The 23488-nt window shown below is 47.8% G+C and carries 10 protein-coding genes; all 10 read left to right on the forward strand.

Features of this window, described 5'->3' with window-relative positions:
• Window positions 1-94: 94 nt before the first annotated feature.
• The 10 genes from FHW36_RS07965 to FHW36_RS08010 all read left to right on the forward strand — a co-directional run bounded on the left by FHW36_RS07965 (window position 95) and on the right by FHW36_RS08010 (window position 23487).
• The gene (locus tag FHW36_RS07965; protein ID WP_145665083.1) at window positions 95-1273 is read left to right on the forward strand and encodes a FecR family protein; all 1179 of its coding nucleotides are present in this window, start codon (window positions 95-97) and stop codon (window positions 1271-1273) included.
• A gap of 246 nt (window positions 1274-1519) precedes the next feature.
• The gene (locus FHW36_RS07970) at window positions 1520-4726 is read left to right on the forward strand and encodes a SusC/RagA family TonB-linked outer membrane protein (RefSeq protein ID WP_186452335.1); all 3207 of its coding nucleotides are present in this window, start codon (window positions 1520-1522) and stop codon (window positions 4724-4726) included.
• A gap of 32 nt (window positions 4727-4758) precedes the next feature.
• Complete coding sequence (locus FHW36_RS07975) at window positions 4759-6144, forward strand: RagB/SusD family nutrient uptake outer membrane protein (RefSeq protein ID WP_145665088.1); 1386 nt, start codon at window positions 4759-4761, stop codon at window positions 6142-6144.
• 10 nt (window positions 6145-6154) lie between these two features.
• Window positions 6155-7960, forward strand: coding sequence for a TlpA disulfide reductase family protein (locus FHW36_RS07980; RefSeq protein WP_186452336.1), 1806 nt, complete (start codon window positions 6155-6157; stop codon window positions 7958-7960).
• Between the two features lie 354 nt (window positions 7961-8314).
• Window positions 8315-8830: a DUF4402 domain-containing protein gene (locus tag FHW36_RS07985; protein ID WP_145665094.1), complete on the forward strand. Its 516-nt coding sequence runs from the start codon at window positions 8315-8317 to the stop codon at window positions 8828-8830.
• A 110-nt stretch (window positions 8831-8940) separates the two neighbouring features.
• Complete coding sequence (locus FHW36_RS07990) at window positions 8941-9801, forward strand: fimbrial biogenesis chaperone (protein WP_145665097.1); 861 nt, start codon at window positions 8941-8943, stop codon at window positions 9799-9801.
• A gap of 29 nt (window positions 9802-9830) precedes the next feature.
• The gene (locus FHW36_RS07995; RefSeq protein WP_145665100.1) at window positions 9831-17888 is read left to right on the forward strand and encodes a T9SS type A sorting domain-containing protein; all 8058 of its coding nucleotides are present in this window, start codon (window positions 9831-9833) and stop codon (window positions 17886-17888) included.
• Between the two features lie 136 nt (window positions 17889-18024).
• Complete coding sequence (locus FHW36_RS08000) at window positions 18025-18429, forward strand: DUF4402 domain-containing protein (RefSeq protein ID WP_186452337.1); 405 nt, start codon at window positions 18025-18027, stop codon at window positions 18427-18429.
• A 15-nt stretch (window positions 18430-18444) separates the two neighbouring features.
• Window positions 18445-21105, forward strand: a complete 2661-nt coding sequence (locus FHW36_RS08005; protein ID WP_145665107.1) for an MSCRAMM family protein — start codon at window positions 18445-18447, stop codon at window positions 21103-21105.
• 156 nt (window positions 21106-21261) lie between these two features.
• On the forward strand, window positions 21262-23487 hold the full coding sequence (locus tag FHW36_RS08010; protein ID WP_145665110.1) for an FG-GAP-like repeat-containing protein: 2226 nt from the start codon (window positions 21262-21264) through the stop codon (window positions 23485-23487).
• Window position 23488 lies beyond the last annotated feature (1 nt).

Genomic DNA, 23488 nt, shown 5'->3' on the forward strand with positions numbered 1-23488 from the left:
GGAAAATTTTTTCAAAAAAAGTTAACCGAATCTTTAATCGAAAATATAATTTTCTTGTTTTCATAGAAAAGCGGGGTAGGGAGTGCCAAAGAACATGGAGAATAAGGATACTATTTTTTTACAGCGGATCGCCTACCTGGTATATGGATACCAGCAGCAATCATTAACGGAAACAGAACAGGCAGAGCTGGAAGTATGGCTGGAGGCTGCTCCGGAGAACCGTGTATTCTTTGACCAATTAACCGATACGGCTATACTGCAGAGGAGATTGCAGCAATACCGCCATTTTGATGCAAATGCCGGCTGGGAAATCTTTCGTGACCGGCATTATCCTGCTGCGGCAAAAGGTCGTTTTCGTCCTATATATTACAGGTGGGCTGCAGCTGCGGCCATATTATTACTGCTGGGAACCGGTATTTATCTATTCCAACGCAGCACTACCAGGCCGGTGCACACGGTGGCGGTAAACACAGCACCGATATTACCCGGCTCCACCAAAGCCGTACTCACATTGGCCGACGGTTCCACCATGCCGCTCGATAGTAATGCCAACCAGGTAATTAACCAACAAGGTAGTATCGTAAAACTCAACAATGGCCAGTTGCAGTATAGCGTTGCCCAACCAGGTGGCGCTTACAGTGTCAATACATTGACTACACCCAGGGGCGGGCAATTCCGTCTTACCCTGCCGGATGGCACCCGGGTGTGGCTCAACGCCGCTTCCGCGATCACGTATCCCACTGCTTTCGGCCAGGATAAACGCGAAGTAACTGTAAAAGGCGAAGCCTATTTTGAAGTAGCCGGAGAGCCGCAGCGGCCTTTCCGTGTTAACACTGATCATCAAACTACCATTGATGTTTTAGGAACCAGCTTTAACGTAAATGCCTACCCGGATGAACAGGGAATTGCCACCACCCTTATCCGTGGCACAGTAAAGGTGAACAACGGACATGCCTCCAGGGTATTATTACCCGGCCAGCAGGCAAGGATAACCCGCCCGGATCAAATCGGCATTATTACCCATGCCGACACCACCGCCATCCTGGCCTGGAAAAGGGAAGCCTTCTATTTTCACGATGCCGACATTCCTACCGTGATGCGCCAGTTGGCCCGGTGGTATGACGTGAACATTGTATATGCCGGCAACATCCCGGCCAAGAGGTTCCGGGGAGAGATCCAGCGACGGTTACCGCTTTCAGATGTATTGGAGGGGTTAGAAACCACCGGTGTACATTTTCGCGTAAAGGGACGCAATATCATCGTGGAGCCATAATCATTTTTTATAGCTATAGTTAACAAAACATGATGTACAGCCAATTTTAGATGTGTGAAAGGACAGCCGTGAAAAACCGGAGGTGATTGGAGCCACCCCCGGCATAAGTCCGGCTGTCATTCGCCATAAGCACGCAAATACTTAATACCGATTATCCAACCAGACAAATGCAAATCTATGCAATTGAATTTTCATGGTAAAGCCCTTTCTATGCCCGGGCTTATCTCAACCAAAATTGCACTCACTATGAGATTGACAATTATTCTCATGATGGTGGCTACACTCAAAGTATCTGCCGGCGCATTTGCGCAGGCGGTCACCGTTCATGTAAAGAATGCGCCGATGGAGGAAGTATTCGACGCCGTAAAAGCACAAACGGGATACCTGTTCTTTTACGACAGGGAGGTGTTGCAACATGTGAAGCCGGTTACCATTCATGCGGAACATACTGCGCTGGCTACCTTTTTAACCGATGTGTTTAAAGACCGTGCGCTGGACTTTACAATCAAAGACAAAACAATTTTTATCCGGAAGAAGATATTGCCGGTGGAAAAAAAGGAAACGGAGATCGTGAGCCCCGAGGCGGCACAGCAAATGCAAACGGGCATTGTAAAAGATGCTGCCGGCACCGCCCTGATCGGGGTAACAGTGAAAATACTGAATGGCACTGCCGGTACCTTGACTAACGAGAACGGCTATTTCTCCATTGCCGCCAATCCCGGCGAAACACTGGTTTGTTCCTATGTGGGGTATGAAACCAGGCGGGTGCCGGTAAATTTAAAAAGTCAGCTGTATATCGTGCTGAAACAACAGGCCAGTGGACTCGATGAAGCCGTAGTGATTGGCTATGGTACTACCAGCAAACGATTTAATACTGGTTCAGTATCCAGCGTGAAAGCCAGCGATATTGCCTCCCAACCGGTACTCGATGCCCTTGCTGCATTGCAGGGCAGGGTATCCGGCGTATTTGTGAATTCTTCCAGCGGTTTGCCTGGCTCCAACTACAGCGTAGTATTACGCGGACAAAGCTCTTTATCCGGCCCGAATGATCCATTGTATGTAATAGACGGGGTTCCGTTTTATTCGGAGCCCCTCAACCAATTTACCTCTGCCAATGGCAAGCAAAGCCCTATGGCATCTATTAACCCCGCTGATATAGAACGTATCGACGTACTCAAAGATGCCGATGCTACTTCTATCTATGGCTCCAGGGGCGGTAATGGCGTGATCCTGATTACCACCAAAAAAGGAAAGGCCGGTAAAACGCAAACTAACTTTAACGTATATACGGGTGCAGGTAAAGTGGTGAACACCATGCCTATGCTGAATACGCCGCAATATATTGCCATGCGTAAAGAAGCTTATGCACATGATAATAAACCCTACGACAAAGACATAGCGCCGGACCTGACCATCTGGGACCAGCAGCAAACGAGCGACTGGCAGCGTTTTATTATGGGGAATACCGCGCATATCACTGAAGCGCAGGGATCTGTATCCGGTGGTTCGGCACAAACGCAGTTCCTCCTGAGCGGTACTTACCATAAAGAAACCACTGTAATGCCGGGTAGTCTGGGCTACCAGCGCGGCGCCGGACATCTTAATGTGAACCATACCAGCCAGGATAGTAAATTCAATATTACCGCGTCTGTTAACTATACCAGCAGCAAGGATAATTCTTTGCCAGTGGATCTGACGATGTTTTATAACCTGCCACCCAACTACCCGTTGTACGACTCAACCGGTAAATTGTATTGGTTTTCCAATGCGCAGAATCCGCAGGCTTACCTGCTAAGAAAATCGGAACTGACCACCAACATGTTGCTGGCTAATTCCGTGATCCGGTATACTATTTTACCTGGGTTAAATGCAAAGGCCAGCCTGGGCTATACCCGTACTGATATGAAGCAGATGCGGATTACGCCGGACGCCAGCTTTAATCCACTTACGTCTACCGGTAGTGAGTCTTATTTTGGGTCGTCGGGCATGGGGTCTTATATCATAGAGCCACAACTGGATTATAGCCGGGCCATTGCCAAAGGCAACCTGCAGGTAATGGCTGGCGCCACCTTCCAGCAGAGCATTACGCAAGGCCAATCGGTGATTGCCTCCGGGTTTTCCAGCGATGCTTTACTGGAAGATCAGCAAGCTGCCAGCCTGGTAGTGCCACGCCCTTCCCAATATGTTTTTTATCGCTACACTTCCATATTCGGTAGAGTGAATTATAACTGGGAAGAAAAATATATTATCAATGCTTCTTTCCGTCGCGATGGATCTACCCGCTTCGGGCCTGGTAACCGCTTTGGTAACTTCGGCGCCGTAGGCGCCGCGTGGATTTTCAGTAAAGAACGTTTTATCGGTGAAGACGGCTTCCTGAGCTTTGGTAAGCTGCGTGCAAGCATCGGTAATGCTGGTAACGACAACATCAGCGATTACCAATATCTCGACGCATGGAGCTCCAATCCTTATCCCTACGCAGGTATACCGGGATTAACACCTTCCCGCCTGCCAAATCCGAATTTCAGATGGGAAGAAAATCATAAGAAAGAAGTAGGACTGGAACTGGGTTTCCTGAAAAACCGCATTCTCTTTAATACTAATTACTATTACAATATTTCCAATAACCAGCTGGTGCCTTACCAGCTTACACCGCAGGTTGGCTTTGGCTCTATTACAGCCAACCTCCCCGCCAGTGTGATGAACAGCGGTTGGGAATTTGAAGTATCATCTACCAATGTAAAGCGCAAAACATTTACCTGGCAATCTTCACTCAATTTTTCTGTAAACAAGAATAAACTGAAATCATTCCCTGGTATTGAATCATCTACTTACAAGAACACTTATGTAGTAGGAGAGCCGCTGTCTATCGTAAAAGGTTACCAGTTCCAGGGAATAGATCCCAACACCGGTGTCCCTCAATTTTTCAGCAAGAGTGGCACGCCTACTGAGTTTGATGACTATGTGATATTAGGCAAACGGGCCCCCGACTTTTATGGAGGACTGCTGAACAGCTTTACCTGGAAAGGCATCAGCCTGGATTTCCTGTGGCAGTTTGTGAAACAGGATGGGCCGGGTATTAATTATGGTTATAACACCACCACCATTGGAGCTTTCGCCAACCAGGATACCCGTGCATTAGACCGCTGGCATCAGCCAGGAGATATCACCACTGTTCCCGGCGCCACCACTACCGATGGTTCTTCTGCTTACCGTAATTATAGCTTGTCTACCGCCAACTGGGGCAACGCTTCCTATATCCGGTTAAAGAATGTTTCCCTGAGATATGATCTCTCTAAGTATACCCAAAAATGGAAAATCACCAGCGCCAGTGTGTACGCACTTGGACAGAACCTGCTCACGATCACCAACTATAAAGGATTGGATCCTGAAACGCTGGGTATCGTGATGCCGCCATTGAAGTCATATACGATCGGGGTACAGTTTGGGTTCTAATAAATTTTCTGACGTCAGATAAAAGATATCACATGAAACGTATTCATATATTATTAACCGGTATTTTCCTTTTCATGGCTACGTCCTGCAGCAAGTATGTAGATACGCCTTTGCCAAAGAATGAACTGGTATCCGGTCTTGTTTTTAAAGATGATAAAACGGCTACGGCTGCGGTAACCGGCGTATATGGCAACATGTATTCCTTCAACTACCAGTTTGCCAATGTGCTGATGAATTACCTCACCTCTATGCAGGCCGATGATTTATACTATTTTGCCAGCTTCGCCAACTACGATGTGTTCAGGGAAAACCGGCTGCTGCCGAGTAGTCAATATGTACAAAGCATGTTTGCCGATGTATATAGTTATATCTACCAGATGAATGCCTGTATTGAAGGCGTGTCGGGCGCAACTACGCTTACGCCTGCTGTAAAGAACCAGCTGCTGGGAGAATCCTATTTTATGCGCTCCTTCTTTTACTTTTATTTAGTGAATATGTATGGAGATGTACCTATGGTGACAGGTACCGATTACCAGGTAAATGGGCAACTGCCAAGGGCGCCGCGTGCAGCAGTATACGACACCATTATCAGCAATCTCAAAACAGCCGTGCAGTTGATGGGCGATCAATACCCTACCGCACAGCGCAACCGCCCTAACAGGGCCGTGGCTAATGCATTGCTGGCCAGGGTATATCTCTATACGGAAAACTGGCAACAGGCAGAAGCCACTGCTTCCCTGGTGATTAACAATAACGACTATACGTTGTTGAAAGACCTGAACACTGTGTTCCTGGCCAATAGTAAGGAGGCGCTTTTCCAGTTGCAGCCATTGAATGTGCTGGGAGGCCGCAACACCTGGGAAGGATTTACCTCTACGCCAGCTACCGCCACCGGTACCGCCGTATTCCGGCTGCATTCCAGCCTGGTGGCTGCCTTTGAAAGTGGTGATCAGCGTGCAGCGAAATGGACAGATTTCAGGACCACTGCTTCCGGCGTGTATTACTTCCCTTATAAGTATAAGATACGTACCGCTCCTTCTGCGGCATTAACAGAGTATTCCATGGTGATGCGCCTGGCAGAACAATATTTAATTCGTGCCGAAGCGCGTATCCGGCAAAATAAACGTGATGAAGGCCGTAGCGACCTGGATGCCATACGGGAGAGAGCCGGTCTGACCGATTTACCTGCTAACCTGGACCAGGCGGCACTGCTGCTGGCAGTGGAACGCGAACGCCGGTCGGAGCTATTTGTAGAATGGGGCCATCGTTGGTTTGACCTGAAGCGTACCAAAAGATCTGATGCTGTATTAGGACCGTTGAAAGGCGCCAACTGGCAACCGACTGATACCCTGTACCCGATTCCTACAGATGCCATCAGCACCAACCAACATCTCACACAAAATCCAGGTTATAATTAAAGCCAGCCAGATGAAAAAGATTATTGCGATGATGGGGTTTATACTCCTGGCTATCGCCAGCGTTGATGCACAGCAGCGGGTAACGATAACGCCTGCCTACCCGGAGCGTGGGCAAACGGTTACCGTTACCTACGATCCATCGGCGCCTGGCAGTGGCATACCAGCCAGCAGTACAGATATCACCCTGGTGTTTTCCTATTCCAACTTTTACAACCTGCCCTGGCGCATGAAAATGCGCCCGCAGGATGGTAAGTGGACTGCTTCCTTTGTGTTGGCAGACTATACTGTTTTTGCCACCTTTTACCTGGAAAGCGGTGAAGCGGTGGATAAGCCAGCCAAGGATCAACATTATGAAGTCCCCGTTTATAAAAACAAGGTGCCCGTGGAAAACGGGTACCTTTATAAAGCCTACAGCCTGAGCGCTCAAATAGGAAAATCCCCGCTGCTGGCAGACAAACAAGGGGCGCTTTACAAACAGGAGTTAGCGTTGTACCCGGGTAACTACGAGGCGCAGCTCCGGTTGCTCACTTATGAAATCAACAAGTCCACATCTCCCGCACAACAGTTACAGCTGAGGGAACAGGCACACCGGGTGATCGCCGGTCGTTTTAATGCCGCTCCCGGCAACAGCGGGAATCTTAATAAGGTAACGATGGGGTATCTTATTATCGGTGAAAGCACGCGGTTGGACTCCATCCGGAAAGTGGTGATGGAACGCTATCCCGAATCGGCTCCTGGCCGGGAACTCAATACCGCTGCCCGGGCCAAAGGAAAAGATACGACCGCGCAAATAGCTTTCTTTGAAAAAGAGCTGCAAAAGGAGACTATTGACAACCGGGAATCCTTTGTGGAGATGCATGATAAATTATTCCATTATTATGCTGCCCGCAAAAACAGCGACAAAGCCTTGTACCATGCCCGGTTTCTGACTTCGCAGCAACCCGATCCCTACAAAGCAACGACCTGGCAGGAAATAGCGCAAACCCTGCTGGAAAGTGGTATTGTACCAGACAGCGCCCGGGCTTATGCACAACGTGCCTTAGATAGTGTGCATACCTACCCGGTAGGTGTGATCCGTTATTTCCCGGAAACAGGTTATATCTATCCCTATGCAGATGATAGCACCAAACAGGCGGTGTATCGTAAGGCCAGTCACCGCCTGCATGCCCTGCTGGGACTGATAGACCTGCAACAACATCGCCTGGAGGATGCCGGTAAGCATATGGAGCTGGCCGTGCAAGCCGATGCCGATAAAGCCACCCTGGATGATGCTGCCGCTTTTTACCGGCAAACAGGTAACGCCGAAAAGCTGGCGATGCTGGCGCAATTCAGGAAGAAAATACAATTGGAAAAGATGCTGCAACAACAGATCAGTAAGCCGGCGCCTGTGCTCAATAGTTTCGTGGATATGCAGGGAAAACCGGTGTCTGCCGCTTCGCTTCGTGGAAAAATTATTGTCATTGATTTCTGGGCAACGTGGTGTGTTCCCTGTATGCAGGAAATGCCCTACCTGCAGGAATTGTACGACCAATATAAAAATCATCCCGACGTGGTGTTTATGATCACCAACAGTGGCGCCAGGAATACGCTGGCCGATGCGCAGGCATGGAGTGAACATAAAAAATATTCTTTCCCGGTATATTACAATACGGATCCGGAAATAGGAGAAAAGTTCCGTTTTAATATCATTCCTGCCTCTTATATGATCAACAAAAAAGGGGATATCCGCTTTACCAATATTGGGTTTGAGGGACCGGAGGTATTACCTCGGCTGCAGGGGCAGTTGGAGTTGTTATTGCAGGAAAGTAGTAAATAAATGCCAGTAGAAGCTCTCCGCTTAGGCGGAGGGCTTTTTTGTGTGGGACCAGTAATGAACATTTTGTTCATTTTGATGTATTTAAAGGTAGAGAGAAGATGATGGTGCTCTGCCGTTAGGCCCTGATATATAACAGCTTAACTTATCCTGATGGGTAAGTATAAATATTTCCCAGCGAGTAATATTTATATTACCTTCATTATAGAAATAGCCGGTCTAACGGTAACGGGAGAATGAAAACGCTGTGAGTTAACAACCAGAATCAGAAAGAAGACATGTGATATAGCCAAAACTATCTCTATTATTTGCCGGTAGTTTAACGAATATACCTTCAAAATTAAAATAACCGCAAAAATGAAAAGAACTAAAATTACTGCACTCATCACGCTGGCGTTTATGGCTGTGGGCGCCCGCGCTGTAGCACAGGAAACGGCCTCGGCCACTGCTACGGCCACTATTGTAACTCCCATTAGCATTACCAAGACTGTTGACATGAACTTCGGCAATGTAGCTGTTCAGTCTACAACAGGAGGTACAGTAGTGCTTACCCCAGCCGGTGTCCGTTCTGCTACCGGAGGTGTAACCCTGCCTACAACGGCTACCGGAACTGTTACAGCTGCCTCATTTACCGTGAATGGAACAGGCAATTACACTTACGCCATTACCCTGCCATCTTCGGCACTGACCATTACCAGTGGGTCGAACACGATGACAGTCAGCACTTTTACAAGTACTCCTTCAGGGGTGGGAACACTCACTGCGGGTACTCAAACGCTCAATGTGGGTGCTACCCTGAATGTTACCGCTGCTCAGCCAGCCGGAACTTATGTATCAGGCACCCCTTTTAATGTAACTGTTAATTATAACTGACGCAGGGATTGTGTAAAGCCGTCTGATTTTTCCCCAGGTAAACTTTATGAACTTCCTGTATAGTACGTGGCATGCTGCGGCTATACGCTTTTATTTTAAAGCATGAACCCATGAGGATATCGGTAAGACCGGATATTTTAAATATCGGATGTACCTCCCGTTTTATTGTTACTACTATTTTATGTTGTTACGGACTCCTGACAAGCGCACAGGGTAATCTCCTGGTGACGCCCGTAAGAGTTGTTTTTGAAGGGCAGAAACGCGCGGAGGAATTGAATCTGGCAAATGCCGGTACAGATACCGCCAGGTATCTTATTTCATTCGTGGAAATCCGGATGAATCAAAATGGCACTTTTGACCAGATTAACGAACCGGATTCGGGGCAACAATTTGCCAGTAAGTACCTTCGTTTTTTTCCCCGAAGCGTTGTGCTGGGCCCTAATGAAGCACAGGTAATAAAGCTGCAGTTAACCGGTAGCGGGGAGTTGACAACGGGCGAATACCGCTCTCATCTTTATTTCAGAGCAGTACCCGGTGATATGACTTCCAGTGAAAACAAGCCAGCATCAGATAGTAATAGTATTAACGTAAAGCTTACGCCGGTCTTTGGCATTACGATCCCGGTTATCATAAGAGTGGGGGAAACTACCGCTAATGTGCAGTTATCAGATCTTTCTGTAGACCTTGCCAAGGCTGCGTCACCCACGCTGGGCATTTTGCTCAACCGGTCAGGGAATGCTTCCGTGTATGGTGATATTACAGTAGAACATATTTCTCCCCAGGGAAAGGTAACAGAAGTGGCCGTAGCCAGAGGATTAGCAGTATATACCCCCAATAAACAACGTTATCTCCGCCTCCCCCTCGAAAACAAGCCAGGAATTAATTATCACGCAGGAAAGTTACGGGTAGCATACACCACGAAATTGAAGACAGCTACCCAGCAATTAGCAGCGGCTGAGTTGGTACTGTAGCGGGGAAGCATCAACCAAATAACGCTCCTATGGAAGTGATTATGCATTGGTTAATTCGTCAGTCAGGTATCAATAAATATTTTCGGATTTCCCACATAGGCAGCCCCTGTATTGCTATGGGCCGGAGCCATATTCTATTCATCACTGGTTGGCTCATGACAACCGGGCTTTTCCTGTTGCCCGTATTATCATTGGCGCAAACCAGCTGGACGGGAGTTGCCAGTACTGCCTGGTCTAACAATGCCAATTGGACTGCCGGGGTTCCCAATGCCACGGTGGATGTGGTGATTGGTAATGCCAGTTTTACGGGAGCTTTCAGCCCGACCATTAGTGCAAGCGCCAGCTGTAAATCACTTACTGTAGGAGCCGGAGTAAACGCTACCCTCACTGTGAGTAAGAACCTTACCGTTTCCGGTAACCTGTTGATTGCTGCTGGCAGTACTATTAGCCAAAAAGGGAGTACGCTTACTGTTAATGGGAACTGGACAAACAACGGAAGCTATACGCCTACCGCCAACAATGCCAGAGTAACATTTGCGGGAGTAACCCAGAGCATTGGAGGGACTACTGCTACCGCTTTCCGCAGTCTGACCATTGGCGTGGGAGGTACTACCACCCAGAATACGAACATGACTGTTGCCGGTACATTGACCGTTAATGGTACATTTATTCCAGCAGATGTTGCCACGCCTGTTACTACTTCGGGAAACGGCAATATTACCGTGAGTGCCGGTGGTATTTTGCAGGTGAATGCCTCCACATTTGCCGGTAATTATGCTTCAACGGGGACTATTACGCTGGCTGCCGGCAGTATAGTCAACTATGGCAGCACCTTGGTGAATCAAACGGTTAAAAATAACCTGACTTATTCCACGCTGAGAATTAGTGGCAGCGGCATAAAGACATTGGGGGGTAACCTGAACCCGCTTAACTCCACTACAGCAACAGCAGGTACTATAGAGGTGCTGGCTGGTACGCTCGACCTGTCGACGTTTACCGCAAGCCGGGGAACCACTGTGGCGGGCGGAGGTATATCCGTAGCTAATGCCACCTCGTTAAAGATAGGGGGTACTGGTACCTTTCCTGCCAATTACGGCACCGTATCCCTCGGTTTGACCAGCACTGTAGAGTACAATGGTACCACTCAAACAGTAGCCGCTCAAACATATGGTAATCTTACGTTATCGTCCGGTAGCAGCGCCTCTGTGAAAACGATGCCATCTACGGCGTTTACGGTGGCGGGAAACCTTACTTCGGCTATAGGTAGTGGTACCGCTGTTTCCTATACCGCCGCTTCCAATATTACCGTAAGTGGTAATGTCAACATCGGCACAGGAACTACATTTAGTGGAGGTAGCTTTACAGTAACTACCGGAGGCGACTGGGTCAACAATGGTACTTTCAGTGGAGGTACGAGCACCGTAGTGATGACAGGAGGTGGTACTTCTATCAGTGGGTCGGGGACGCATAATTTTAACAACCTGACCGTAGCTGCCACCAATATCACGGCAGCGGCCAGTACTTCACTTAACCTTTCCGGTAATTTTGCCAGCACGGCTCCCGGAACATTTACACATCAAACAGGTGGTACGGTTACCATGAGTGGTACTGGCGCCAGTATTACCGGTACCGGCTTTTCTTTCGAAAACCTGGCCATATCAGGAACCGTGACAGCGGCAGTAGATATTATTTTAACGGGTAATATTTCTGCCAGCGGCACCTTTACCAATACATCCGGCAGTGTTACCATGAGTGGCACTGGAAAAACTATTTCCGGTGCCGGTACGCTGAATTTCGGAAGTCTGATACCAACAGGTACCATTACATCGACAGCCAATTTTTCTGTTAATAATACACTGAATGTATCTGGTAGTTTTTCGGCCAGCGCCGGTACTGCTACCTTTACCGGCACCAGCGTGCTCAATGGTACCGCCAATCTTTTTAACGTTACCCTGAATGGTACCTCTTTACTATTGTCGGCAAATTCCACACTGGGTATTGCCAATACCTATACCGTTACTGCGGGTACACTCAACGTAACCTCCTCCGTTCCCAATACCGTCAATTTCAATAGCACGGCTGCTCAGACAATACCCGCAGGCACCTTTAACAACCTGACGGTTAGTGGAGGCAATACCAAAACATTGGGAGGAACAGTGACTGCGAATGGCGACTTTACCATTGCATCAGGTACCACGTTTAGTGGTTCCAGTCAGTCTATTTCCATATCCGGTAACTGGATTAATAACGGTACGTTTACAGCGTCTACAAGTACGGTAACGCTTACCGGTGGGACTAACACCTCTATCACAGGAGCTTCTACCTTTAGTACGCTCGTTATAAATAAATCGACTGCGGCTACCCAGGTAACATTGGTCAATAATATTTCCGTGGCAACGCTCACGATGACCAGCGGGACCATGAATACCGGGGCTAATACTGTTACCATTACCGGCGACAGAAGTGGCAACGGCATTATACTGGGTACTATTCAACACGCCCATGCCTTTGCTTTGGGCACTACCTATGCTTTTGAAGGACCCAATACCACCATTACACTTAACGCTCTTGGTGTCACTTCTGTTACCATGTCTGTACTTTCGCAACCGGTAGCAGATTTTCCATCCGGTGCAGCTATTAACCGCGAGTATGATATCACTGTTGGCGGAGCGCTTGCCCTGGCCGCTACCACAACGTTACGTTTTCACTACGAAGATGCTGACTTGAACGGTAACACTGAGTCAGGGCTCACGATTTGGAGCAATACCGGTTCGGGCTGGAGCGTATATGGCAACTCTGTCAGCAGCACTACCTCAAACTATGTGGAACAGAGCAAGCTGCTGACCTCTTTTGCCGGGCGTTATACGCTTTCGTCAACCGCCAATGTGGTGAGGTGGAATGGTAGTGTGAGTACAGACTGGAACACCGCCGGTAACTGGACGGTTGCCCAGGGTAGTCCATCCCGTCCGCCAGGTGTTAATGACATCGCTGAAATAGGCACTATTGCATTTACGAACCAGCCGACGATCAGCGCCAGCGCCAATGTGAAAAGTATTTCCTTTGGCGGTGTGCAGGCGGCTACCCTCACACTGGCCTCAGGAGGATCGTTGACCACCCAGGGAAATATCGGCGGGGTATGGTCGGGCAATGCTGCACATACAATTAATGTGGGCGCTCAAACGATGACCGTAAATGGCAACCTGGTATTAAGCGATGGTACCGCCGGGCATACCGTCCAGTTAAACGTGGGCAATGGCAGTGTTACCGTGGGCGGATCAGTGACACAATCAGGCGGGGCGGGTATTGCCTGCTCCGGTACTGGTTCACTCAGTATCGGTGGCAATTTTAATTATACCAGTGGTACCTTTACCGCCGGCAGCGGCACGGTGATATATAATGGCGCCGCATTACAGTCGGTGGCGGGTCTTACCTATAATCACCTCACCATTAATAAGTCTGCCAACAGCGCCCAAATTAATAGCAGTACCACCGTGAATGGCAACCTCACCGTGAGTAGTGGCGATTTGAGTGTGAATGCTGCTACCACGGTAACCGGTGATATAACGCTCGGTACAGGTGCGACTGCCAACGGAGGCGGCGCTGCTATTTCGCTCAACGGCAATTGGAACAATAGCGGTACGTTTACACCGTCGACAGGAACAATTAATTTTACTGGCAGTAATGCGCAAAATATCAGCAGTACTACCTTTAACAACCTGGTGGTTAATAAAACGGGAGGAACAGCTTCACTCACCGGCAACATCGTGATGAATGGAAATCTTTCGGTGAATGCCGGTACCCTTGGGCTAGCCACCTTTACTGCCAACCGTGCTACACAAGGCGGGATATTGACGGTGGCGAACAGCAGCCTATTAACAGTGGGTGGTACCGCCAATTTTCCGGCCAATTACTCCCAATACCAGTTAGGAAATACAAGTACGGTTAATTACAATGCGGCAGGGGCCCAAACTGTGTCTGGTAATATTTCGTATGGATTCCTCACGTTAAGTGGGAGTGGTACTAAAACACAGGCGGCAAATTTCACCGTCAATAATGACCTCACAATTGGTAGTGGCGTTACCTATAGTGCCGGTGCATTTACCACTAATTTGTATGGTAACTGGAGCAATAGCGGTACTTTTTCGGGAGGAACGGGAACGGTTACACTAAATGGAAGCAGCAAAACAATTACCGGCAATACTACTTTCAACAGGCTTACCGTATATGGTAGTTATGCGGTGGCTGGTAGTGATATCACCTATAATGGATTGTTACAAATAGTCACCGGCGGTTCGTACGATGGGGGCAGCGGGTCGGCTACCGTGAACGGCGATCTGATCAATAGCGGGTCACTTATCAGCAATGGTGTGACCACATTTAGCGGTACCTCCTTACAAACGATCCGTTTCATTAATGCCCTGGTGTCTAACTCGACCGGGGTTATCAATTTTAACGGGAATGTTTCCCCGGTCTTAAATTCTACCAGTTCTCCCACATTCGCCACGCTGAATGTAAATAATACGGCGGGTATCAATCCCAGTGTGGGGTGGCTAGTGCTGGTAGCGTTTAATATCAGTAGTGGTGCTGTTTTTAACGGAGGCTTGCCTACGCATACTATTCAGGGCAGTTTTACTAACAATGGCACCGTAACCAGCAGCGGTACCCTGAATTTTAATCCTTCTTCTCCCCAGAATATACAACTTACCGGTACTTCTTTTTCCAGCACAGGTACAGTTATATTTGGTGGTACAGCCGCCATAACGGTGAATGGTACGCCCAATAGCCTGAATATCGTCAACATCACCAATACCGCAGGTGTTAGTCCTACCGCTAACTGGAGCCTGAACGCAGATTTGCATATTGCCGGAAATGCCATCTTTAACGCAGGCAGTAATACATTTACTACAAACGGCAACATTGAAAGTAATGGGACATTGAATGGAGGTACTTCTACTTTTACGATGACGGCACCCTCCGGGACGTTGACAGGCAGCCTGGGTACAACATTTTACAATCTGGTGATCAACGGAACGATACAAACGGAATCGAATTTCAACATACAGAATAATTTTACGATCAACGGTGCCTTGGATGCGTCTATTGGTATGCCTAATATGACAGGCAGCGGACCTTCTGTTATTGGCGGTACGGCCAGTCCGTTTAACCTGGCGCAGCTGGGAGTACAAAAATCGGCTACCGCCACCGTAACACAAGCAAGAACGCTCAGTTTAATGTCAACCCTTTCAATAGTAAGTGGGACGCTGGATACAGGAGATTCTACTATTATACAAGATCCTGCCGGCGGTGGCGTGCTGACGATCAACGACAGTGCCCGGCTAATTGTGAGAGGCGTTTACAGTCTCCCTGCATTTGATAATTACGCATTGGATACTTTAAGTACGGTAGAATATGGTGGCAGTACACAAACCGTGTCTGCCGTGACTCCCTATGGAAATTTGACCATTTCTACAGCAGGCACCAAAACGGCCACCGCTGCATTAACAATACAAAATGATTTTACATTGAGCAATGGCACCTTTGTACCAGGTAGCTTTACGGATACGCTCCGGCGACACTGGACAATGACGAGTGGCACATTTACCAATACCGGTTCCACCATTTACTTTTCGGGGAGCGTGGATCAAAACGTTAGTTCCACAGGGGCATTTAATCATATTACTATTAATAAGACGGCAGGAGCAGTGGTATTATCTTCCAATATAACCGCCAACGGTAACTTAACATTTACCGCAAAAGGGATACGGACGGGCAGTAATACCATGATTATTGCCTCCACCGGAAGTGTAATTGGCGGTGGGCAAAGTACCGGATGGGTATATGGTTTACTGCAAAAGAACATTGCCACCGGTACTAATATCAACCGACTGTACGAAGTGGGCGATAGCCTGAATTATACACCGGCCACCCTGCTATTTGCCAGCGTGGGTACCAGCGGAAATGTAACTGCTTTGGTAACTCCAGAAAGCCATCCCAACCTGGCTACTTCCGGCTTAAATACCAGTAAGAAAGTAAACCGTTATTGGTCTGTTACCAACAATGGCACCGTATTTACCACAGCTACTGCTACGCTCAACTGGACCGCCGCCGACGTAGATGCAGGGGCCAATACAGCTAATTTTAAAGTGGCCAGGTATAGTGGCGGATCTTGGACGCAGCCATCGGTAACGGCCCCCCTGGCTACTTCCATACAAACAACGGGTTTGACTGCCTTCGGCGATCTGGCGGTGGGCGAGTTGTCGATAGGTGCTGTTTGGACCGGGGCTGTCAGCACCAGTTGGTATGTTACCGGCAACTGGTCGCCGGCGGCAATACCGGTAAGTGTTACCAATGTAACTATTCCTACTGGTCTTGTTAATTATCCGCTGATCAATACCGGAACAGCGATTACCAATAACATTACCATTCAAAGCGGTGCGAGCGTAACCGTAAATGGAGGTATCCTGCAGATAGGCGGCGTAATCGCCAACAGCGGTACTTTTACGGCCACAAGCGGTACTATTGTGTTAAATGGGTTATCTGCCCAGGCAATACCAGCGTCTACTTTCTCTTCAAATACTATACAACACCTTACTGTTAATAATATTGCCGGCGTAACACTGGGCGGAGTATTGAACCTGAGTGGTATATTAAGGATCACTGCCGGGCAGTTAACTACCGGGGGCTTTTTAACCCTGCTTTCCACCGCCAGCCAAACGGCGTTGATTGATGGCAGCGGCGCCGGGCAGGTGTCTGGGAACGTTACCATGCGGCGATATCTTCCTACCGGCTTCGGATACCGGTATTTTAGTGCTCCCTTCCAGGCATCAACAGTGAATGAATTTGCCAATGACATTAATCTTAATGCTACGTTTCCCTCTTTTTATCAATATGTGGAAAACCGTGCATCTACCGGGTGGGTAGCCTATACTACCACTACCAATATACTTACACCTATGGTGGGATATGCTGCGCAAATGGGCACTTCCACTTCACCAGTAACCGTAGATATGACCGGAACCGTGAATAACGGTACGGTGACGGCGCCTACAGTCACTAATAACAATCAACCATATACGCAAGGGTTTAATCTGGTAGGTAATCCGTATCCATCGCCGATTGACTGGGACGCAGCTATCGGATGGACACGTACCAATGTGGATAACGCCGTTTACTATTTTAATACGGGTGCCACCGACCAGTATACCGGCACCTACAGCTCCTATATAAATGGGGTTTCCAGTGATGGCATCGCGGGAAATATCATTGCCTCCATGCAGGGATTTTTCATACATGTAACCAGTGGTACGTTCCCTGTATCCGGCACTTTGTCTGTTAACAACAATGTGAGAACGACTAATCTCTCGCCTGTTTTTCACCGGGTGCCGCAAACAATGCCACTACTGAGGCTGGGGGCTGCCTTTGCTGACGATGGATTGTCGGTGGATCCGCTGGTGGTTTATTTCGATGCTGCTGCCACGCCATCTTTTGAAAAAGACATGGATGCGTTGAAACTGATGAATACCGATCCCACTGTTCCTAATATGTATACTTTGTCGGCGGATAATCAACGTCTCTCTATCAATGCGTGGCCGGCGAACCCGGATTCCAATACCGTCATTCCTATAGGATTAAAAATGGAAAAAACCGGATGGATCACTTTCAATACCATAGAGTTGTTGCGTATTCCCGACGGATTACACATTTACCTGAAGGATGAAACGGTTGGTAAAACAGTGGAGCTGTTGCAAGACGCAAAGTACAGGGTATACCTGGAGGCAGGCAGCTATGACAGGCGTTTCTCCCTGGTATTCCGGAAAGGTGGGGAAGTAGTATCTCCAGCTTCGGAACCGGTATTCCGCGCTTATTTCAATGGGAAAACACTTTATGGATATTTTGATAAAGTAACAGGTGAAAAATGCCATATCACCATTTCTAATCTACTTGGTCAGGTGGTGTGGTCGAAAGAAGTGGTGGGAAATGGGCAGCAGCATGTGATTGGCAAGCAATACAGCAGTGGCATTTATATCGTTTCTTTCCATGCAAATGATAAAGTGGTTTCCAGGAAAGTGTTTATCGTTAACCAGTAATTTTTTTGAGATGGGCTTGGGACTTAGAGAAATTATATCTACAAATTGGCTGTACCGGGTGGCAATTGCTGGCATATACCTGTTAATAGGCCATTCAATAGCGTATGCCCAGGAGCCGCCACCAAAGCCAATTTCTGTGTATGTGAACCCTGCACAGGGACTTATCTTTGGCGCTTTTTTCCAGGGTATGTCGGGAGGTACTGTGATCATCTATCCGGATGGCTCGCGCGCTGTTACCGGTAGTGTTATACAGGCGAACCTGGGTTATCCTTTTTCACCGGCTATATTTGAAATAACGGCCAACAGGGGAACGCTTGTTTCAATATTAAATGGTCCGGATGTAACGCTCACCGGCAGTAATGGCGGTGTTATCAGTTTACATATAGGTGCTGCCAGTACAGGCAGTACTTTCATTACCACGGCAACGCCGCCGGCGACGAACCTGGTGAAAATCGGGGGAACGCTTACGGTAGGGCCCCCGATTTCTAATCCATCAGGCGCTTATAGTGGCGTGTTTAATGTCACTTTTATACAGGAATAATTCCAGGCAGGTCAAATGATAGCAGCATATGAAAATAGCACCTTCGGCCGTTTGTGTCGTATAACCAGGATGATAGTCATCCCGGTTATATTGGGCATGCTATCATTGTTTGTACCCCGGAAAGCCCTGGCGATAGGCCCTGAACCAGAACCGGTTTTCTATGAAACCTCTGTGTTTGTAGTGGTGCAGGGTATTGGTGGCGCAGAAATTTCGGCCGTGATCAACAATGATTCAGCTTACTTATCTGTTACAGACCTGTTTAATTTTCTGAAGATAAAGAACATTGCTACTCCTCATATGGATTCGGTATATGGTTTTTTTATTACGGAGAAAGCGCCGTTCCTGATAGACAAAAAGAATAGTGTTATCCGCTACGGGGAAAAGCTGACGCCACTGAATAAGAATGATATGGTGGGTACGGAAACCAGCATCTACCTGAGTACCGGTTGCCTGGCTTCCGTATTTGGCCTGACCTGCCAGTTTAGTTTCCGCTCTCTTTCGGTGAAACTGGAAACCAGGCAGGAGCTGCCCGCTATCCGGGAAATGCGGCAGGAAATGATGCGTAAGAATATCAGTCGCCTGAAAGGAGAGTTGAAAGCAGATACCATCATAGGTCCGCGGCACCCGATGTTTAGTATAGGTACGGCCGACTGGTCGGTGGTTGCTACCCAGCGCCCGGAAACCAATGCGAACGATACCTGGGTGAACCTGGCATTGGGAGGTATGGTGCTGGGCGGCGAAACCAATGTATCGCTTAACTATAACAACTATGCGCAAAGCCAGCTACCATTCAGTCATGATACTTTATCTGCTGTAAAGCCATTCGATCAGCGACAGCAATACTACCGGTGGCGGTATGTTAACAACGACAACAGCCTGTTACGACAGGTGATAGCCGGAAAGATATTTGTACCATCGGTGGCCTCTATTTTTGATCCGATAGTAGGGGTACAGTTTACCAATTCGCCTACTTCCTACCGACGTTCCTATGGCTCCTATACATTGAGTAATTATACTGATCCGGGATGGACCGTAGAGCTGTATGTTAACAATGCGTTGGTAGATTATACCACTGCTGATGCGGCAGGTTTTTATACTTTCCAGGTGCCGTTGGTATATGGTAATTCAATCGTAAAGCTTCGTTTCTACGGCCCCTGGGGTGAGGAAAGGTCCAGGGAAGAAAATATAAGCATTCCTTTCAATTTTCTACCGTTACACGAGTTTGAGTATACTGCCAGTGCCGGTGTTGTAGAGGATGGCCATAATAGTTTTTTTTTCCGCCTGCAAATGAATTATGGCGCTAGCCGGAAGCTTACCCTGGGGGCGGGGATGGAATACCTGTCATCTATCACCAAAGGTAAATTGATGCCTTTTGTAACGGCATCAATGCGTATGACACCTAATCTTTTGCTGTCGGCAGACTATACCTATGGCGTAAGAGGGCGGGGTATTCTCACCTATCGCATGCCTTCCAACTTGCAGTTTGAATTATATTACACCCGGTATAAAAAGGGACAGCAGGCAATCATTTATAATTATGTGGAAGAAAGGAAATTTATTATTTCAAAACCTTTTATTACCAAAGGATTTTCTTTTTACAACCGCCTTACGCTTAACCAGATCATCATGCCTGATACCAGGTATACCACGGCAGAATGGCTGATCTCCGGCGCTGTTGCCCGTGTGGGCGTTAATGTAAGTACCTATGCCATCTTCCTGAAGCCAGAACCCGCTTTTGTTTATAGTAACCTGGCGCTCACTTTCCGCCTGCCGGGAGCTATCATAGCCACACCGCAGTTGCAATATCAGTATAATACCAATAGTGTGATGGCGATGAGATGTGAGCTGGGCAAGTATCTTTTCAGACACGGTTATGTGAATGTTTCCTATGAGCGCAATTATAAAAGTGATATTACCAACGTGGGAGTAGGACTGCGTTATGATTTTGCATTTTCACAGATCGGATTTTCCGCGTGGAAGGGAACCAATATGAGTACCCTCGTAGAATCTGCCCGGGGCAGCCTGATATATGATGATAAGACCCGGTCTGTTGGGTTTAGCAACCGGACCAGCGTAGGTACCGGAGGAGTAGTACTGGTGCCTTTCCTGGACCTCAATGGCAATGATCGTCGCGACCCGGGAGAGCCCAAAGCGTATGGACTGAAAGTAAACTGTAACGCAGGGCGAATACTGCAAAACTTCCATGATACCACCATCCGGATTGTAAACCTGGAGCCGTATGAATATTATTTTATAGAGCTGGCAAAAAATAGTTTCGAAAATGTGGCATGGCGCATTAAAAAGCCTGCTATCAGTGTAGCCATCGATCCTAACCAGATGAAGCTGATAGAAGTGCCTGTCAGCATCATGGGAGAAGTTTCCGGTAAATTGTTGTTGGATGGCCAGGATAGCCAGAATGGAATGGGCCGGCTGACGGTTAGTTTCTATAAAAATGATACTACATTGGTAGCGCGCGCGCAAACGGAATCAGATGGTTATTTCGATTATATGGGCCTGCCGCCGGGAGCTTATACCGCCAGGATTGATACTGTTCAACTGCAGAAGCAGGGTATGGCAGCGGAGGTGGTTAAGTTGCCGTTTACTATCAGGTTTCGGATGGAAGGTGATGTGGTGGAAGGGCTTATTTTCCGGGTGAGGAAGGTGGCAACGGAGTGATGGTGTTTTATTGTTAGTACCGGAAGAGTTGATATACAAAGTATGCCGGCATATATATTTTCGTAAAATAGACAAGCGTAAAATATTACCGCGGATAATTGTATTTTGGGGGAGAAAACCCACTTTGTTAATCGCAGTTTTTTAAACCCTGATTTCATGAAATTATTATTTGGAAAAACCTATGTTACCATGCAGTTATTGATGGTATTAATTATTGTTTCGTGTAAGAAAACCCAGAAGAATTTAGGCCGGCTTGATGCAAATGGAAAAACGATGGATGCCGTACAACTACAGGGTACGCCCATTAATAACCTGTTGTTCGAAAGCAAGATTATGCAGGAGAGGCAGGGAAACTTTACCGGGTACAATTTTCTCACAGGCGATGTTACGGGTGATGGGAGAGCAGACCTGATCGCCGTTACGCCACAATTTGGTCGCGCCGTGGTGTGGGAAAATAAAGGATATATTTTCGGGCCTCCGATAGCCTGGATGGAGAACCAGGGCAACTACAGCGGTTATAATTTTATGGTGTCTGATATGTCGGGCGACGGAAAGGCTGATTTGATTGCTATTACGCCACAATTTGGAAGAGCAGTGATCTGGAGAAGTACTGGCAGCGGTTTCCCCACAATGACGCCTTTAATGGAGAACCAGGGTAACCTTAGCAGCTACACATTTTTGACGGCGGATATGACGGGTGACGGGAAAGCCGATTTGTTGGCTGTTACGCCAGCCACAGGGCGTACTATTATATGGCCCAGCACTGGTAATGGGATGGGAGCTGCCGCTGTATGGATGGATAATCAGGCGAATTTTACCGGCTATACATTTTTGGCAGCCGATATGACCGGAGATGGCAAGTCGGACCTGGTAGCGGTAATACCACAGCCTGGTCGGGCTGTTGTGTGGAGCAGTACCGGCAGTGCTTTGGGTACTGCCACTTCCTGGATGGAGAACCAGGGTAATTATACTGGTTATAATTTTATGGCGGCTGATATGACGGGTGATGGAAGAAGTGATCTTGTAGCCGTTACGCCGCAATACGGCCGGGTTGTGATGTGGAACAACACTGGCAGTAGTTTCGGGGCTGTTGCCACCATGATGGAGGGACAGGGCGATTATTCCGGTCATACGTTTTGCCTGGGAGAGTTCAATGGTATTGATTTCTCTGGCGATAAACGATATGATCTGCTGGCGGTAAGAGATACCACCGGACAGGCAACGTTGTGGTCATATAATCACTCCGTGTGGAAAGCGGATAGTACAACTGTTAGATCGGCGGAGTTGCAGCATCTTGGTGGCCAGGCATGGAACAATGACGATATCCAGCAGCCGTATCTGGTATATATGCCGGAGCAAAATAAATTATTGATGCAGTTGCTCTCTTTTCCTGCTGTAGTAAATGGTAATAATAGCAGTCAAAGAGTGCTTGTGTCCAGCACAGATCAGGGTATGAACTGGAGCGGCAGAACGCAGTTCCCGATAGGTAAGCCGATTGGGTTGACGTATGCGGGTAATGGGGTGTTATACTCATTTGAGGATAATTTTAAGAACGCGTTCTATAGGAGTACAAATTATGGTGCCTCCTGGGTTTCTCTCAGTAATCCAGATACCACAAACATATTTCCCTGGAATCCACTGTTGGTTAGCAATGATAACGGCATTCAGCAAATAACTGAAACGGGATTCAAGCCAAACGGTGTGTTTGGAAACGTTAATTATTTTTCACAGTCTTTTATCCGGTCTTCCTCCAACCAGGGAACTACCTGGAGCACGGCCAGGGAGGTTCTTAACTGGAAAGGCTTCAATGAAGTCAGCCTGGTGGTGGCTCCTAACGGCGATTGGGTAGCTGCTTTAAGGAAGGATACAGACCCCGCGCAATTTAACTATAATGATCATAAGCCGAACTATGACAACTACGGTGGGCTGGCTGTTTCCATTTCAAAAGACAAGGGTGCTACCTGGTCCACACCACAAGTGTTGTTTTCCTATGGCCGGCACCATGCCAGTATGCTGGTGTTGAACGATCAGCATACGCTACTGATGACTTATGCGGTACGCGTAGGTGGTGCAAGAAATGGCATAGATGATAATTTCAGTAATTCAACTGATGGTTACCCCTACTACGGTATTGAAGCCATACTTAGTACCGACAACGGTGCAACCTGGAATATCAACAAGCGGTATGTAATTTCCAGGTGGAAAGGTAATTTGCCATTAACAAATCCCAACTACTTTTATCGCTCCTGTCAGTCTACCTCCACCGTGCAGTTGCCTGACGGAACGTTGCTCACCGCGTATGGTACCGGAAGATACCGGACAACTTCTGGTAATGGCGAATGGTTCATGGATACAGATGTGGTGAGATGGAAAGTATGGTAAA

The organism is Chitinophaga polysaccharea (assembly GCF_007829335.1).
In the GTDB taxonomy this organism is placed as follows: domain Bacteria; phylum Bacteroidota; class Bacteroidia; order Chitinophagales; family Chitinophagaceae; genus Chitinophaga; species Chitinophaga polysaccharea_B.

Bases quoted from the DNA above. Each gene is read 5' to 3' on its own strand.
- FHW36_RS07965 (WP_145665083.1), top strand. From the start codon at position 95: ATGGAGAATAAGGATACTATTTTTTTACAGCGGATCGCCTACCTGGTA.
- FHW36_RS07970 (WP_186452335.1), top strand. From the start codon at position 1,520: ATGAGATTGACAATTATTCTCATGATGGTGGCTACACTCAAAGTATCT.
- FHW36_RS07975 (WP_145665088.1), top strand. From the start codon at position 4,759: ATGAAACGTATTCATATATTATTAACCGGTATTTTCCTTTTCATGGCT.
- FHW36_RS07980 (WP_186452336.1), top strand. From the start codon at position 6,155: ATGAAAAAGATTATTGCGATGATGGGGTTTATACTCCTGGCTATCGCC.
- FHW36_RS07985 (WP_145665094.1), top strand. From the start codon at position 8,315: ATGAAAAGAACTAAAATTACTGCACTCATCACGCTGGCGTTTATGGCT.
- FHW36_RS07990 (WP_145665097.1), top strand. From the start codon at position 8,941: ATGAGGATATCGGTAAGACCGGATATTTTAAATATCGGATGTACCTCC.
- FHW36_RS07995 (WP_145665100.1), top strand. From the start codon at position 9,831: ATGGAAGTGATTATGCATTGGTTAATTCGTCAGTCAGGTATCAATAAA.
- FHW36_RS08005 (WP_145665107.1), top strand. From the start codon at position 18,445: ATGATAGCAGCATATGAAAATAGCACCTTCGGCCGTTTGTGTCGTATA.
- FHW36_RS08010 (WP_145665110.1), top strand. From the start codon at position 21,262: ATGAAATTATTATTTGGAAAAACCTATGTTACCATGCAGTTATTGATG.